Raw genomic sequence first — 15,663 nt, forward strand, 5'->3', positions numbered from 1 at the left:
CTTGCCCTCGTGGACATGGCCCCGAAGCGCGACATGGACCCCAAGCGCCTGGTCGCGCTCAACGCGATAGCCGCCCACGGCGGTATCGCCTCGGCCGCGCGGGTGCTCGGGACCACGCCGTCGGCGGTGTCGCAGCAACTCAGCAGGCTGGAACAGGAGGCCGGGGTCCCGTTGGTGGACCGGGGCGCCAGCCGGGTGCGGCTGACCGCGGCCGGGCGGCTGCTGGCCGGGTTCGGGGAGCGTATCGAGCAGACGCTGGCCGATGCGGCTCAGGGGCTCGCCGCCTATGCCGAGGCGGCCGTCGGGCCGGTGGCCGTCGGCGTGCCGCTGGCGGCCGTGCCGGAGATCGCCGCGGCCGCGGTGCCCTGGCTGGCCGCGCACCATCCGGGCATCACGCTCCGGCTCGTCGAGGCCCACACCGAGGACGGGCTGCCCGCGCTGCGCGTCGGCGATCTGGACATCCTGCTGGTGGCCGACGACCGGGACACCGCGATCCCGGTGCCGCCGGGCATCCGCTCCTTCGTCGTGTTCGAGGCCAGATACCTCATCGTGGTCCCGGAATCCTGGCCGGTCCCGACCACGCCGGCCGATCTCGACGGCCTCCCCTTCATCACCGCGCCGGCGGGCTCGGCGCTGGAGCGCGCCTGGAGCCGGTTCGCCGCCGCCCACGGGATCCGGCCCGGCGTCGAGCACCTGGCGGTGCACCAGATCACCACGCGCGCCATGGTCACGGCGGGGCTGGGCGCGGCGCTGCTGCCGTCGTACTCGGGGGCGACCACCCCCGGCGCGAAGCTGTCCGACATCGAGGTCCCGGGCTGGTATCTGCTGCGCATGTTCCGCCGCCGGCTCAGCGAGCGCTCGGTGCCGGCGGTGGAGGCCGTCGCCTCGGCCGTCTATGAGGCGCTGCTGGATGCCGCGGTGCGCTACAGCGAAGGTCCGTACGCGCCCCGGCCGGTGCAGGTCACCCACCCGCGGGATCCCGGCTCCACCACGGACTACCGCCCGCAGCCGTTGCTCGGGTTCAGCGACTTCAGCGCCGGTGATCGTTCGTAAGATGGTCCCGGGACCCCACCATCGTAAGGAAACGATGTCGCACGACACGAGGTACCAGTTGCTCGGCCGCGGCCGCGAACTGGAGACGCTGGACCGGCTGCTGCGGGACGTGCGCGCCGGGCACAGCCGGGTGCTGGTGCTGCGCGGGGAGGCCGGCATCGGCAAGTCGGCGCTGCTGGAGTACGTGGCGGCGCAGGCCGGCCAGGCCACTCAAGCCGGCCAGTCCACTCGGACCGGCCCGGCCCGGCAGTCCGGCCAGCCCCAGCCTGTCGTGCGGGTGCAGGTGGTCCGCACCGCCGGAGTCGAGGCCGAGTCGGACTTCGCATACTCGGCGTTGCAGCAACTGTGCGCCCCACTCCTTGCACACGTGGACCGACTCCCCTCGGTGCAGCAGGACGCGCTGCGCGTCGCCTTCGGCCTGAGCTCGGGCGCCGTCCCGGAGTTGATGCTGGTCGGGATGGCGGTGCTGGGGCTGTTCGCCGAGGCCGCAGCCGCCTCGCCCCTGGTGTGCCTGGTCGACGACGCGCAATGGCTGGACCTGATGTCGCGGCTGATCCTGGCCTTCGTCGGCCGACGGCTGGACGCCGAGGCTGTGGCGCTGATCTTCGCCGAACGCCTCGCCGACGGCGAGACGGAAGGCCCGGCCGGGCTGGCCGGGCTGCCGGATCTGGCCGTGACCGGGCTGACCGACGCCGACGCGCGCACCCTGCTCCAGGAGGCGCTGCCCGGCCCGGTCGACGCGCGCGTGCGCGACCGCATCGTCGCCGAGACCGGCGGCAACCCCTTGGCCCTGCTCGAACTGCCGCGCAGCCGGACCGCCGCGGAGCTGGCGTTCGGCTTCGGCAACCACGGCGGCGGACCGAGCACGGCCGCCGACGGCGGCGTGGCGACCCGCGTCGAGGACGGCTTCGGCCGGCGCGTGGCGGCCCTGCCCCCGCAGACCCGCACCCTGCTGCTGGTGGCAGCCGTCGAACCCGTGGGCGACGCACCATTGTTGTGGCGGGCGCTGGACCTTCTGGACGTCGGCCCCGAGGCGGCCGCACCGGCCGAGGCCGCAGACCTGATCACCATGGGCGCCCCGGTCCGTTTCCGGCACCCGCTGGTGCGCTCGGCGATCTGGCGCACAGCCGACGCCACAGCCCTGCGCGCCGCACACCGCGCCCTGGCCGAGGCGACCGACGCCGACCGCGACCCCGACCGCCGCGCCTGGCACCGGGCCCACGCCGCCGTCGAACCGGACGAGGACGTCGCCGCCGCCCTGGAACGCTCCGCCGACCGGGCCCTGGCGCGCGGCGGCCGGGCAGCAGCCGGCTCGTTCCTGGAGCGCGCCACCGCACTCACCCCGGACGCCCAAGGCCGGGCAGGCAGAGCCCTGGCCGCAGCGCAGGCCTACCTGGACGCCGGTCTGCCGGCCCGCGTACCCGACCTGCTCGCCGCCGCCGAACTCGGCGAACTCAACCCCCTGCAACGCGGCACCACGGCCCGGCTGCGCGCCATGGCCACCCACGTGGTCAACCCCGGGATCGGCGTGGTGGAGCCGCTGCTGGCCGCAGCGATCCAGCTGCGCGACCTCGACCCGTCCGCCGCCCGGCACACCTGCCTGGTGGCCTTCGGCGCGGCCCTGAGCACGGGACGCAACGACCCGAACGCCCTGCGGCGCGCCGCCGAAGCCGTCCGCGACCTACCCAGCGGCGACGACGCGCCCGGACGGATCGCCCAAGGTCTGGCCGCCTGGGCTACCGAAGGCCCGGTAGCCGCGATCACCCCGCTGGAGCAAGCCCTGCGCTCCTTCACCGACACCAAGGACCTGCCGCTGCTGTGGTACGCCGCGAACACGGCGGCCGAACTCGGCGACCTGAAGGCGTTGCAGGACATCACCGACCGCGCGGTGCGCTTCGCCCGGACGACCGGCACCCTGTCGATCCTGCCGCCGGCGCTGACGTATCAGGCCGCTGCGGTGAGCTACGCGGGAAGCTTCCCCCAAGCCGCCGAACTGCTCGCCGAGGCAGCGGCCGCTGAGCAGACCATGGGCCTGCCGACGTACCGGGCCACCAAAGCAATGGTCGCCGCGCACCAGGGACACAAGCAGGACACCCTGGACCTGACCGAATCCATGGAGCGCGACGGCGAACAGCACGGCCTGGGACGCCTGATCGGCCTGGCGGCCTACGCACGAGCGGTACTGCACAACGGCCACGGCGACTACCCGCTGGCCCTGCAAGCCGCCAACCGGGGCCTGGAATACCCGGACTTCGCAGTGCACTACTGCACTCTGAGCGAACTGGTCGAGGCCGCAACCCGCGCCGGCGAACCAGCCGTGGCGGCTCGCGCCTGCGCGAAGCTGGCCGACTGGAGCCAGTCCGGCACCCCATGGGCACTGGGAACATACGCACTCGCCGACGCCCTCACCGGCGCACCGAAGGTCGCCGAAGACCGCTACCGCGAAGCAATAGACCGCTTCACCACCGGCGGCCTGGACACCTTCGCGACCCGCGCCCGCCTCCTGTTCGGCGAATGGCTCCGCCGTCAAAACCGCCGAGCCCAAGCCCGCGACGAACTCCGCACAGCCCACGAAGCCGCACTCGCCATCGGCATGGAAGCCTTCGCCGAACGCGCACGCCGCGAACTACTCGCCACCGGCGAGACGGTCCGCAAGCGCACCGTCGGCGCCCCGGTCCTGACACCGCAGGAGGCCCAGATCGCCCGCCTCGCCGCGGCCGGCCAGTCGAACGCCGAAATCGGCGCGGAGCTGTTCCTCAGCCCCCGCACGGTGGAATGGCACCTGCGGAACGTGTTCGCGAAGGCGGGGATTTCGTCGCGGCGGGAGTTGGGCGCGGCGCTTTCCTAGAGTGATGCCTCAAGAAAGCACCGACCGCAACTCCCGCCGCGAACTGATCCCCAATTTGCTGAACACCTTCCGCAGATGCCACTCCACGGTCCGGCCGCTGAGAAACAGCTCCGCCCCGATCTCCGCGTTCGAGCGCCCATCGCGCGCCCGCCGAGCGATCTGACGCTCCTGCTCCGTCAGCTCGACCGCCTTCTGCGCCGCAGGCCCGGCAACGGAAACCCCACACGCGGCCAGTTCCCGCCGTGCACGCTCGGCATAAGCCTCAGCGCCCATCTCCGCGAACCGTCCATGCGCCGTGCTCAACTGCTCCCGCGCCTCGGCAACCCGCTCCTGCCCGCGCAGCCACTCGCCGTACACCAGATGGGTACGTGCCAGATCCATAACCCCTCGGCTGCGCCCCAGCCGCTTGATCGCCTCGAGGTAGTACGCCTCCGCCCCGGGCCCAGCCCCAACCTCAGCCTCGGCCCCCGCGCCCTCGCTGATCAGCCCCCGCATCCGTGCCTCAGTACCAAGCCCCCAATCGGTCCCACTCGGCGTCGTCAACGCAGCGATCTGCTCCACCGCCTGCTCCGCCAGCGCCCGATCCCCGCACCGCACCGCCGCCTCGACAAGCTCCGTCAACGCCCAGTAAGCGAACGCCGACCCCCTCGGATTCGCCGCCGCCAGCGCAGCATCCCGAGCCTCGCCAAACCGACCGAGCCCATTGAGCAGCACCGCCGACGCGTACCGCACAAACATCAACCCATTGCCGTCACGCCGCTCCCCCGCCGCGTCCTCGGCAACCCGCAGCAACTCAAAAGCCTGATCCGTCTGCCCCCGCCAAGCCGCCACCCCCGCCACGTCGTACGCGGGCCGATCCACCCCGATCGCCGCGACGATGGCGTCCGACTCCTCCAACAAGTCCGCCGCGGCCTGGAACTGCCCCGCATGCAGATGCGCCAGCATCCGCTGCGAATGCGCGACCGGCAGCATCCCGAGGGCGCCGGCGGCCCGGATATGCCGGACGTTCTCCGCGGAGATCCGCTCCCAGGCCACGTCGTCCCACGTCGCGAAAGCCCCGTAGCAGGCCAGCGACAGCCACCGGGTCGCCTCGACGATCGACAACCCGTCCGGCGAGAACGCGTCCAACGCCCGCCGCACCAAAGGCGCGCCCTTCTCGTGCCCCTCGGTGTAGACCACGGCCAGCGCGTCAAGCAGCAGATCCTGCGCACGCGGCTCCTCAGACGCCTCCCGCCGCGGCGCCGGCGCGGCAGCCGCCGCCTTGGCCACCTCGGTCACCGTGACGTCGTCAGCGAACCGCCCGACCCTGAGCGCGTAGATGATCGCGTCCAGATAGGTCTCGCGAGCCAGCACCGGATCGAGCACCTCGAACCGCCGCGCCGCCTCCAACAACAGACTCGGCGCCAGAGCCGCGCTGCCGGTGACGAAGGCCAAGTGCCCGCGCAGTTGCAGCACGTGTGCCGACCGCAGCTCGTCGTACGGCCCGGATTCCACCTTGTCCAGCAACACCTGCGCCCCCTCCGGGGCACCCGCGTGGTACTTGTCGCGCGCGGCAAGCAGCTCACGCTCAGCCCGCTTCACCGGATCCGGCGTCAGCGCCGCGGCACGCTCCAAAAACGCGGCCGCCGCGGCCAACCCGCCCCGAGACTGCGCCCGATCGGCCGACGCCTCCAACTCGGCGGCCACCGCCTCGTCCTGCCGCTCCGCGGCCTGCCCCAGATGCCAGGCACGCCGGTCCGGATCAGCCTCGCGCGACGTCGCGTCGGCCAGCACGCGATGCACCCGACGTCTCGCCTCAGCCGACGCCGCGTGATACACCGCCGACCGCACCAACGGATGCCGGAACGCGAAGCGCACCCCGATCGTGAGCAGCTCGGCGTCCTCGCAGGCACCCCCGGCATCAGGGCTCAGCCCCAACGCCGCGGCAGCACGCCAGATCAGCACCGGATCCCCGGCCGACTCAGCCGCGGCGAGCAGCAACAGCTCCTGCGAATCGGCAGGCAACTCCGCGATCCGCCGCCGGAAGCTCTCCTCGATCCGCCCCGTCAGCGCTGTGGCCTCCAGCAACCCGAAGCCGCCGGCGAGCCGATCAGGCGAAGCCAGCGGCAACTCCAGCAACGCCAGCGGATTGCCGCGTGCCTCGGCCAGGAGCGCCGCACGCACCCCGTCGTCCAACGGCCAGCGCACCACCGAGTCCAGCAACTCCCCGGCCGCCGCCGGAGCAAGCCCCTCGACCCCCAGCTCCACCAGCCCGCGCATGCTCGGAATCGGTGTGCGGCTGGTGATCAGCATCAGGATCGACTCGGCCCGCAACCGACGCGCCACGAACGCGATCGCCTGCGCCGAGGCCTCGTCGAGCCAATGCGCGTCATCGACCGCGCACAGCAGCGGACCGCCGCGCGCCGCCTCGGCGAGCAGGTTGAGCACGCCGAGACCGACCAGGAACGGACCGGGCCGATCCCCGGCCCGCATCCCGAACACCGTCGCCAGCGCCTCGGCCTGCGGCCCGGGCAGATGATCGACGCCGTCGAGCAACGGCAGGCACAGCCGGTGCAGCGCCGCGTAGGGCAGCTCCATCTCGGACTCGACGCCGGAGGCCCGCAGGATCCGCACATCGGCGGCGCAGCGCACTGCATAGTCCAGCAGCGCCGTCTTGCCGATACCCGCCTCGCCCGACAGGACGAGCACATCGCTGGCCCCCCCACGCATCGCCTTGAGGAGCACGTCCAGTCGTGCGCACTCGGTGCGCCGGCCCAGCAGCTTCATGGCATACCTCCCGGGCCGGTCCCCTGGCGCGCGCCGGCCAGGGTCCGCCACGGGGGCGAACTCGGGCGGCGGCGGGAGAACGTAGCGTTATGGATTGGATGTTGCTCACCGAGTTGTCCTCGATGTTCTGCGGACCGTGGCACCCGACGGTGCCGCCGGTCGAGGCCGGACCCGCGGCCGAATCGGCCGGACCGGCCGGACGGGCCGGACTGGTCGAGCTGGCCGAGGCCGACCTGTGGATCGCCCGGCAGGCCTATGAGTTCATGGCCGCCCGCGCCCTGTGCGAACACTGCGGGGCGCGCCTGGGCCGGAAGGTGAGCGTCGCCGCCTTCCATCCGGAGCGTGCCGTCGCCGTCGGCGCGCGCTGCCGCGGCTGGCGGCGTCACCGGCACACCGCGCTGGTCAGTCGGGGCCGTGACGGCCTGCGGTTCGGGACGCTGGCGCCGAGCTGAGCCGGCGGGGTGGAACGGGGGCACGCCCGGTAGCATATCAACCAAATAGTTAGTTAGCACAGGAGCCATTCCATGCAGCGAGACGCTGACGCCACCAGGCGGCGTCTGATCGCCGCGGGCCGCACCGAGTTCGCCGCGCGCGGGCTCACCGGGGCCCGGGTGGACCGCATCGCCGAGGCCGCGCAGGCCAACAAGGCGCAGATCTACCACTACTTCAAAAGCAAGGCCGGGCTGTTCGACGCGGTGTGGGAGGACGTCCTGCGGGAGACCGTCGAGGGGCTGCCGCTGGACGTCGCGGACCTGCCCGGGGCCGCGGCCCTGCTGTGCGACGCCTACGTCGACCATCCCGAGCTGTCGCGCCTGATCACCTGGCGGCGCCTGGAGCGCGAGGACCTGGCGACGGTCAGCCCGACGACGCCCGACGCCCAGGGCCGGATCACGCTCATCGGACAGGCGCTGCGCGACGGCGTGATCGGCGGCCGGTTCGACGCCGACGTGCTGTTCGCGCTGATCCTGCATGTTGCTGCGTTCTGGGAGTTCAGCAGCCCGGACGTGATGTCCTCGGTGTCGGTCACCGACCGCGCCGAGCGGCGCGAGGTGGTGCGGTCGGTGACCGCCGCGCTGCTGGAGGGCGCTTCAGAAGCCTGATGTAGGTGCAGATACAGCAGGGGCGGCGGTCCGCAGACCGCCGCCCCTTCTTCGTGCGAGCTTCAGAAGCCCAGGTCCGCCGCGAGGCAGGAGAACCGTACCCCCAGGCTGTCGGAGTCGTAAGAGTCCACCGCCTGGTTCGCCGGCAGCGCGGGCTGCTCCTGAACCATGTCCTCGAACGCGACGCGATCGGGCAGCGCACCGAATCGAGCTGCGCGCGCGTCCACCGCGTCGTCATGCACGCTGGGGTCGCTCACTTCAGGGCCCTCCTTCTTACATGTAGTCGACGTCCACGACGGCCTGCGCGAACGCCGTCGGCGCCTCCTGGGGCACGTCGTGGCCGATGCCGGTGTAGACGCGGTGGTCGTACGGACCGGTGAAGAACCCGCGGTAGGCGGTGCCGTCGGTGGAGGCCAGGAACGGGTCCAGCGCCGGGTCGATGGTGATGGTCGGCACGCCGATGGTGGGCTTGGCCGCCAGCAGCTGCTCGTACCGGTCGTAGCGGCGCTCGCCGTCGGCCAGTCCGAGGCGCCAGCGGTAGTTGTGGATGACGATCGCCGCGTAGTCGGGGTTGGTGAAGGCGGCCGCGGTGCGGTTGAACGTCGCGTCGTCGAAGTTCCAGCTCGGGGAGACGTCGTCCCAGACCAGGCGGCACAGGGCGTCGCGGTCGGCGGGGGTCTGCATGGCCGTCTGGCCGCGGTCGGTGGCGAAGTAGTACTGGTACCACCAGACCTGCTCGGCCTTGGGCGGCAGCGGGTTCTTCTGCGCCGCGACGTTGGTGATGAGGTATCCGGAGGTGGAGACCAGCGCCTTGACGCGCTCGGGCCACAGCGCGGCCATGATGTCGGCGGTGCGCGAGCCCCAGTCGAAGCCGGCCACGACCGCCTTGCCGATGTGCAGCGCGTCCATCAGCGCGATGATGTCCAGCGCGATCGCCGACTGCTGGGCGTTGCGCATGGTGGCCGAGGACAGGAACGTGGTCGAGCCGTGGCCGCGCAGGTAGGGCACGATGACCCGGTACCCGGCGTCGGCCAGCAGCGGCGCCACGTCGACGAAGCTGTGGATGTCGTAGGGCCAGCCGTGCAGCAGGATCGCCACCGGGCCGTGCTTGGGGCCGGCCTCGGCGTAGCCGATGTCCAGCACGCCGGCCCGCACCTGCTTCAGGGACGAGAAGGTGGTGTGCGTCCCCGGGGCGATGGTCGGGATCACCGGGGGCTTGCCGCCGGGGCGGCCGTGGCCGTTCCCAGTCGCGCTGGAGCCGGTGCCCAGGGCCGCCGAGGCCGCACCGGTCGACACAGCCGTCGCGGCCGTGGCGCCCACACCGAGCCCGACCGCCTTGGTGAACGTCCGCCTGTTCATCATATGGAGTCCTTCCTTGATCTTCGCTGACGGCACAACCCTCCATCCCCGCCCCGGGCGAGCACATCAGTCACATGACGCCCAGACACTCTGACCTCCCCTTCGACCGTCACATTCAGTCATCCGACTGTTTCCCGGGCCGCCACCGGTGACCGACGCTTGATCCGTGAATCGCATCCCCGTTGTCCTCATCCACGGTGCGTGGCTCCACATGTCGTCTTGGAAGGGCTGGTCGGATCGGTTCTCCGCGCACGGCTACGACGTCCACGTCCCGAACTGGCCCGGCGAACCCGACGCCGTGCCGCAGGCCCGCGAAGACCCGGGCCCGCTCGGCGGCTTCGGCCTGGACGAGCTCACCGCGCACTACGAGAAGGCGATCCACGAGCTGGACAGCCTCCCGGTCCTGATCGGGCACTCGGCCGGCGGCCTGATCGCCCGGCAGCTGCTCGACGCGGGCCTGGCCCGGGCCGCGGTGGCCATCGCGCCGATGCCGGGCCACGGGCCCTGGCCGGAGTCGGCCGCATCCGGCGGCGGGCTCGCAATGCGATCCGAGGACTACGTACCGCTCCCCCAGCCCCAGTTCCGGCACACGATCGCCAACGCGGTGGGCAAGGAGGAGGCCGCGCAGCTGTACTCCCGCTACGTCGTCCCGGCTCCGCACCGGCTGCTGGCCGACCTCGGGCTCGACGGCGAAGGGCGGGAGACGGAGCAGACGCCCACGCCCACGACGGCGCGCGGCCCGCTGCTGCTGATCTCGGGGCAGGAAGACCGCATGGTCGCCGACGCCGTCACGCGCGCGGCCTACAAGCTCTACGGCGACTCCACGGCGGTGACGGACCTGAAGCAGTTCGCCGACCGGGGCCACTCGCTGGTGATCGACAGCGGCTGGCCGGCGGTCGCCGACTACGTGCTGGCCTGGCTGGCCGCCAACGGGATCACCGCGGCGGCCGAGTGACGCGACCCGGCGCGGTTCACCGAACGCCTCAGCTCTCCAGCCCCTCCTCCCCCTCCGTCCGGCTCAGCGCATCCCGCAGCGCGGCGCGCGTCGTGATCCCCAGCTTCGGGAAGATCCGGTACAGGTGCGAGCTGACCGTCCGCGGCGACAGGTGCATCCGCTTTCCGATCTCCTTGTTCGTCAGCCCGCTCGCGGCCAGATCAGCGATGCGCCGCTCCTGCCATGTCAGCGACGCCAGGTTCAGCATCGAGGCCCGCGGCACGGCGCCGGTCGCGCGCAGCTCGGCCCGGGCCCGCTCGGTCCAGCCGGCGGCACCCAGCCGCTCGAAGGCCTCCGCCGCCGGCACCAGGTACTGCCGCGCCGCCGCGCGTCCCTCCACGTGCCGCACTCGGATCCCGTGCGCCAGCCTGATCCGCGCCAGCTCGAACGGGAAGCGCGCGGCGTCGGGGTGCGCCTCGGCCAGCGCGAACATCTCCGCGGCCTCCTTCTCCGACTCGGCCGTCATCGCCAGCGCGCCGTGGGTGATCAGCGCCAGGCGCGGCGAGACCTCCGGCAGCCCGGAGTCCCGCGCGGCCAGCGCGTGCTGCCGGGCCTGCTCGGCGCGGCCGGTGTGGCGGGCGGCCTCGACCAGATCGAGCAAGGTGCGCGAGGCCTGATACGCGTACGGACGGAACTCCCCCGGCGGCGTGATGCCGATGGCGTACAGGTATGCGCTCTCGTAGTCACCCGCGCTCAACGCCGCCGTCGCTCCGGCGGAGTCGGCGAGCTGCGTCAGGAAGCCCAGTCCGCGCGGCCGGGCCCAGGCGTCCACCTCGGCCTGCAGATCGCGCGCCGGTCCCAGCTGCCCGCGCAGCGCCGCGAGCTGCGCGAGGTACGCGCGGCTCTGGTTGGCGAACAGCTCGTGCCCGTGCTCGACCGCCAGGTCCAGGACGCGCCGGCCGGTGTCCTGCGCTCCGTCCCACTCCCCGACCGCCATCTGGTCCAGCATGATCAGGTGGAGCATGACCATGCCGCTGGCCACGGCGCCGGTCTCCAGCTCGCGGTCCACGATGCCGCGCAGGTACGGACGGAACCTGCTGAGCAGGTCGAGGTGGTACGCGGCCACGGCCAGACGCGTCACCTCCCAGGGCTCCTGGCCCGCGAGCTTCGCGGCGGCCTGTTCGATCACCTCCGCGCCCCCGGCACCGTGCCGGATCACGTCGCTCCAGGTGTTGCCGTACAGGCGCGAGCGCTCGGTGATCAGGTCCCCCAGATCAGCCAGCAGGCCGTGGGTACGCTCCCAGGCCGTGCGCTCGCCCGCGTATTGGCTGATCGCCAGCAGCAGGTTGACCAGGCGGGTCAGGACCTCGTCTGATTCGGCCGGACCGCTCTGGCGAAGTCTGTCGATGGCCGAGGCCACCTGGCGGTGCGTGGACAGGACATCGCCGTCCTGATACAGCGCCTGGTACGCCGAGGCGAGCACCGAGGCCGGCGCGTCGGCCGAGCCGGGCCCGAGGCCGGACTGCACGAGCCGGTGCGCCTGGCCCAGGCGCGCGGCGTGCCCGGCGACGAACGCGGCGTCGGCCAGGCGCCGGGAGCGTCCGGTGTGCTCCTCGCTGAGCTCGGCGGCGCGGGTCAGCCAGGCCACCGCGGCCAGGGCGCCGCCGCGCTTGGTCGCCGACTCGGCCGCCGCCTCCAGGATGTCGGCGACCTCCTCGTCCGGGTCGACGGTGGCCGCCGCCAGGTGGGTCGCGCGGCGTTCCAGGTTCTCGCGGTGCACCTGGGCCAGCGCCTGGTGCGCGGCGCGGCGCTGGTTGGGGGTGGCCATCTGCACGACCGCCGAGCGCACCAGCGGATGGCGGAACGCGAAGTCACCGGTGGCCGGCTCGATCTCCAGCAGACCGGCGGCCACGGCTTCGTCGGCGTCGCGCATGCGGTAGCGCGCGCCGGGGCCTGCCCCGGTACTGGCTCCGGTACTACCTCCGATGCCGATACTGCTGCCGGTGCCGGCGCCGCGCGATCCGTGCCCGGTGCCGACGCCGTCGAGAGCGCCCATCAGCAGTTCCTCGCGCATGACCTGGCTCAGAGCCTCGATACGCGCGCCGTACAACCGCTGCAGACGCCGAGGCAGCGGCATCCCGAGTTCCCCGACGAGGCTTTCCAACAACGGCTCGCCCTGCGTCGCGGCACCGAGGTGCGCGGGCAGTTCCAGCAGAGCCAGCGGGTTGCCCTGGGCCTGTTCCAACACCATGGCGCGGACCTGTTTGCCCAGCGTCGGGAAGCGTTGGATGAGCAGGCTCTCGGCGTCCTGCTCGCTCAGGGCGGCGACGGGCAGTTCGGGCAGCGCGGCGGTGTCGAAGCGCGAGCCGATGTCGGTGCGGACCCCGACCAGCAGCTTCACCGGGCTGCCGGCCAGGCGGCGGCCGACGAAGCCGCAGATGTCGGCGCTGGAGTCGTCGAACCACTGGCCGTCGTCCAGGACCAGGAGCAGCGGCCGGCGCGCGGCGGCCTGGGACAGCAGGCTGAGCACGGCGATGCCCAGGGCCATGACCGACGGCGGGATGCCCTCGGCGCGGCCGAAGACGGCGTCGAAGACCGACTGGCTGCCGTCGTCGAGGTCTGCGACGTCGGCCAGCAGCGGGTGCAGGAACTGGTGCAGCCCGGCGTAGGGCAGCTCCGACTCCGCCTCGACGCCGGCCGTGCGGATGACGGCGTGGCCTTCCTGCTCGGCCGCGGCGGCGGCGTGGGCCAGCAGCGAGCTCTTGCCGACCCCGGTCTCGCCGCGCAGGATCAGGGCCTGGCCCGCGGCGGCCTTGACGAACGCCGCGAGCTCGGCCTGTTCGGCCTCCCGTCCCACCATCGCCATGCCGATGGATTCCATGCCCTCCCCACTTTCTTTCTTCGTCGTGCCACAAGCCGGAATGCCGGGGCCGGGGCCGGGGCCGAGACGACCCATGCCTGGCCCGCTCCCCGACGACGTCCACGGCTTCAGTCGAGCCCGGCGGCCCGGGCCATGTGGGCCGCGTACCAGGCCGGCCAGTCGGCGTCGGGGTGGCCGAGTTCGCCCTCGTACTTGGCGTGGGCGGCCTCGGCATCGCGCAGGGCGAGTTCGAGGTCGGCGGCCGAGCGGTAGACCACGTGCCCGATGCGGCCGGGGCGGCGCGTGGTGACCTCTTGAAGGACGAAGGCGTTGCCGTCCGGGTCCTCGAACGAGGCGAAGGATCCGTAGGACTGCCGGTCCGGATGCGGGCCCGAAACCCGGTCGACGGTGCCGGCGTGGTGGAAGACACCGCCGGCGTCGTGGAACACCTCGCTGACCGCGACGCCGTGCGCCAGCAGTTCCTCGCGGGCCGCGACGACGTCGTCCACGACCAGGTGCACGCCGCGCTCGGACCCCGGCGCCGCGTCGGTCACGCCGCTGCCGATGATGAACGAGGCCGCCGACCCGGGCGGCGTCAGGTGCACGACCCGGAAGCCCCCGGGGCCGGAGAAGTCGACGTCGACCCGGAACCCGATCCCGGCATAGAAGTCCTTGGCCCGGTCCACATCCGACACCGGAAGCACTACGACCTCGAGTTTGAAGTCCACCATCGTCCGCTCCTCCGCCCAGCGCGATGCCGGTCGGCATCCGCCGACAACGATTCCGCGACTACGGGGGCGTCACCCCAGGGGTGAACCCTGGCACGTACCCGGGCCCGGGGTCGCCAGGGGTGCCGTGCTCGGGCCCGCGGGTGCGTACGGAGCTACTCTGACCGACGTTCCCTCCCGCCGCATGCGCGGAAACCTCGCGACCGGTAGCCCTCGAAGATTTTCTGGGCCAGCCTGTAGTAACGCCGCCTGCCCGTTCGTCAACCCCACGAAAGCCCACGAGAAGCCCACGAGAACGGCGCGAGTCGCCGGCCGACGAACTGTGAACGGAGCAGTCACATGAGGTACTTGATGCTGGTGTGCGTGGAGCCCGATGGCGCCAAGGAGGAGATCCCGGGGGCGCCCGACGTCGAGGACTGGGTCAAGGACAACGACGCCAAGGGCGTCCGGCTCATCGGCGAGCGTATCCGCCCCGACAGCGACGCGACCACCGTACGGGTGCGCGACGGCGAGGTGCTGCTCACCGACGGGCCCTACGTCGAGACCAAGGACCTGATCGCCGGGTTCGACGTGTTGGAGTGCGCCGACCTGGACGAGGCCGTCGAGGTCGCCTCGCGGCACCCGATGGCCTGGTACGGGGTGATCGAGCTGCGGCCGTTCTGGTCCGGCGACCAGGCGTAGGACGCCCGGGGGGGCACACGCGCAGAGCAAGCAAAGGCAAGCAAGGGCAAGCAAAGGCAAGCAGAGGAGAGGAGGCGGCGATGGCCGACGACGAACCGGCGAGCGAGGTCATCGCCGCCCTGTACGCCGACGGCTGGAGCCGGATCGTGGCCACCATGATCCGGTTCACCGGCGGCGACTGGAACCTGGCCGAGGAGTGCGCGCAGGACGCCTTCGCCCAGGCCCTGCGCCGCTGGCCCGAGGACGGCGTCCCCCGCCAGCCGCTGGCCTGGCTCACCACCGCCGCGCGCAACCGCGCCGTCGACGTCTGGCGCCGGGCCTCCACCGAGGCGGCGAAGCTGCGCCAGTGGGCCGCCTGGGAGGCGAAGGCCCCGCCGCCGTACACCCGCGACAGCGAGATCCCGGACGAGCGCCTGGAACTCATGTTCACCTGCTGCCACCCGGCCCTGAACCTGGACGCCCAGGTGGCGCTGACCCTGCGCTCGCTGGCCGGCCTGAGCACCGCCGACATCGCGCGCGCCTTCCTGGTCAGCGAACGCACCATGGGCCAGCGCATCTTCCGGGCCAAGCAGAAGGTGGCACACGCGGTCATCCCGTTCCGGGTCCCGCCGGCCCACCTGCTGCCCGACCGGCTGCCGGCCGTACTGCACGTGCTGTACCTGATCTACAACGAGAGCTACAGCGACCAGGAGCACAAGGCCCGCCTGAGCACCGAGGCGATCCAGGTGGCCCGCGTCCTGGCCACCCTGATGCCGGACGAACCCGAGGCGCAGGGCCTGCTGGCCCTGATGCTGCTGCAGGAGGCCCGCCACGCCGCACGCCTGGACGGCGACGGCGAACTGGTCACCCTGGAGCACCAGGACCGCTCCCAGTGGGACCGCGACCTCATCGGCGAGGGCACGGCGATCCTGGAGCGCGCGCTGCGCCGCCGCCGCGCCGGGCCGTTCCAGATCCAGGCGGCCATCGCGGCCTGCCACGCGACCGCGCCCCGCTTCCAGGACACCGACTGGCCGCAGATCGTCGGGCTCTACGACCAACTACGGCGCGTGCTCCCGAACCCGATGGTCGATCTGAACCGGACCGTCGCGCTGGCCATGGCACAGGGCCCTGAGACGGCGCTCCCCGACCTCGACGCCCTCGCCGACTCCGGCCGCCTGGACGGCTACCACCTCCTGCACGCCACGCGCGCCGACTTCCTGCGCCGGCTCGGGCGCGAGGACGAGGCGGCGAAGAGCCTGCGGACCGCGCTGGAGCTGGCGCCGACCGATGCCGAGCGGCGGTTGTTGGAGCGGCGGCTGGCGGAGTCGCGGGGGCGGACCGCCCGAAGGAACTGA

General features: G+C 72.5%; 12 protein-coding genes. 7 read left to right on the forward strand and 5 right to left on the reverse strand.

Annotation, left to right across the window (positions count from 1 at the left end; translation table 11 throughout):
• The first annotated feature begins 15 nt into the window (after positions 1 to 15).
• Together ABIA35_RS23235 and ABIA35_RS23240 are read left to right on the forward strand one after the other, a co-directional pair.
• A complete protein-coding gene (locus ABIA35_RS23235) occupies positions 16 to 1,053 on the forward strand; it encodes a LysR family transcriptional regulator (protein ID WP_370346039.1) in 1,038 nt (345 codons plus the stop codon).
• A 34-nt stretch (positions 1,054 to 1,087) separates the two neighbouring features.
• Positions 1,088 to 3,901: an AAA family ATPase gene (locus tag ABIA35_RS23240; RefSeq protein ID WP_370359287.1), complete on the forward strand. Its 2,814-nt coding sequence runs from the start codon at positions 1,088 to 1,090 to the stop codon at positions 3,899 to 3,901.
• Between the two features lie 9 nt (positions 3,902 to 3,910).
• Here the strand turns inward: ABIA35_RS23240 and ABIA35_RS23245 are convergent, their stop codons facing one another.
• Entirely contained in the window at positions 3,911 to 6,667 is a 2,757-nt protein-coding gene (locus ABIA35_RS23245) for an AAA family ATPase (RefSeq protein WP_370359288.1), read from the reverse strand.
• Positions 6,668 to 6,756: 89 nt separating this feature from the next.
• Between ABIA35_RS23245 and ABIA35_RS23250 the strand changes: the two genes are divergently transcribed.
• Together ABIA35_RS23250 and ABIA35_RS23255 are read left to right on the forward strand one after the other, a co-directional pair.
• Positions 6,757 to 7,119, forward strand: coding sequence for a hypothetical protein (locus tag ABIA35_RS23250; protein ID WP_370359289.1), 363 nt, complete (start codon positions 6,757 to 6,759; stop codon positions 7,117 to 7,119).
• A gap of 72 nt (positions 7,120 to 7,191) precedes the next feature.
• Positions 7,192 to 7,767 (forward strand): TetR/AcrR family transcriptional regulator, encoded by a 576-nt coding sequence (locus ABIA35_RS23255; protein ID WP_370359290.1) that lies wholly within the window; start codon positions 7,192 to 7,194, stop codon positions 7,765 to 7,767.
• A 62-nt stretch (positions 7,768 to 7,829) separates the two neighbouring features.
• Here the strand turns inward: ABIA35_RS23255 and ABIA35_RS23260 are convergent, their stop codons facing one another.
• Positions 7,830 to 8,024: a hypothetical protein gene (locus ABIA35_RS23260; protein WP_370359291.1), complete on the reverse strand. Its 195-nt coding sequence runs from the start codon at positions 8,022 to 8,024 to the stop codon at positions 7,830 to 7,832.
• A gap of 16 nt (positions 8,025 to 8,040) precedes the next feature.
• Positions 8,041 to 9,129: an alpha/beta fold hydrolase gene (locus ABIA35_RS23265; RefSeq protein WP_370359292.1), complete on the reverse strand. Its 1,089-nt coding sequence runs from the start codon at positions 9,127 to 9,129 to the stop codon at positions 8,041 to 8,043.
• Between the two features lie 163 nt (positions 9,130 to 9,292).
• On the opposite strand from ABIA35_RS23265, the gene ABIA35_RS23270 reads away from it, so the two are divergent.
• On the forward strand, positions 9,293 to 10,081 hold the full coding sequence (locus ABIA35_RS23270; protein ID WP_370359293.1) for an alpha/beta hydrolase: 789 nt from the start codon (positions 9,293 to 9,295) through the stop codon (positions 10,079 to 10,081).
• A 28-nt stretch (positions 10,082 to 10,109) separates the two neighbouring features.
• Here ABIA35_RS23270 and ABIA35_RS23275 read toward each other — a convergent pair whose 3' ends face one another.
• Together ABIA35_RS23275 and ABIA35_RS23280 are read right to left on the reverse strand one after the other, a co-directional pair.
• A complete protein-coding gene (locus tag ABIA35_RS23275) occupies positions 10,110 to 12,941 on the reverse strand; it encodes an AAA family ATPase (protein ID WP_370359295.1) in 2,832 nt (943 codons plus the stop codon).
• A gap of 107 nt (positions 12,942 to 13,048) precedes the next feature.
• On the reverse strand, positions 13,049 to 13,651 hold the full coding sequence (locus tag ABIA35_RS23280) for a VOC family protein (RefSeq protein WP_370359296.1): 603 nt from the start codon (positions 13,649 to 13,651) through the stop codon (positions 13,049 to 13,051).
• Between the two features lie 336 nt (positions 13,652 to 13,987).
• On the opposite strand from ABIA35_RS23280, the gene ABIA35_RS23285 reads away from it, so the two are divergent.
• Both ABIA35_RS23285 and ABIA35_RS23290 read left to right on the forward strand, forming a co-directional pair.
• A complete protein-coding gene (locus tag ABIA35_RS23285) occupies positions 13,988 to 14,329 on the forward strand; it encodes a YciI family protein (protein ID WP_370345923.1) in 342 nt (113 codons plus the stop codon).
• Positions 14,330 to 14,409: 80 nt separating this feature from the next.
• Positions 14,410 to 15,663: an RNA polymerase sigma factor gene (locus tag ABIA35_RS23290; protein WP_370359297.1), complete on the forward strand. Its 1,254-nt coding sequence runs from the start codon at positions 14,410 to 14,412 to the stop codon at positions 15,661 to 15,663.

Source organism: Catenulispora sp. MAP12-49 (assembly GCF_041262705.1).
Taxonomy (GTDB): Bacteria; Actinomycetota; Actinomycetes; order Streptomycetales; family Catenulisporaceae; genus Catenulispora.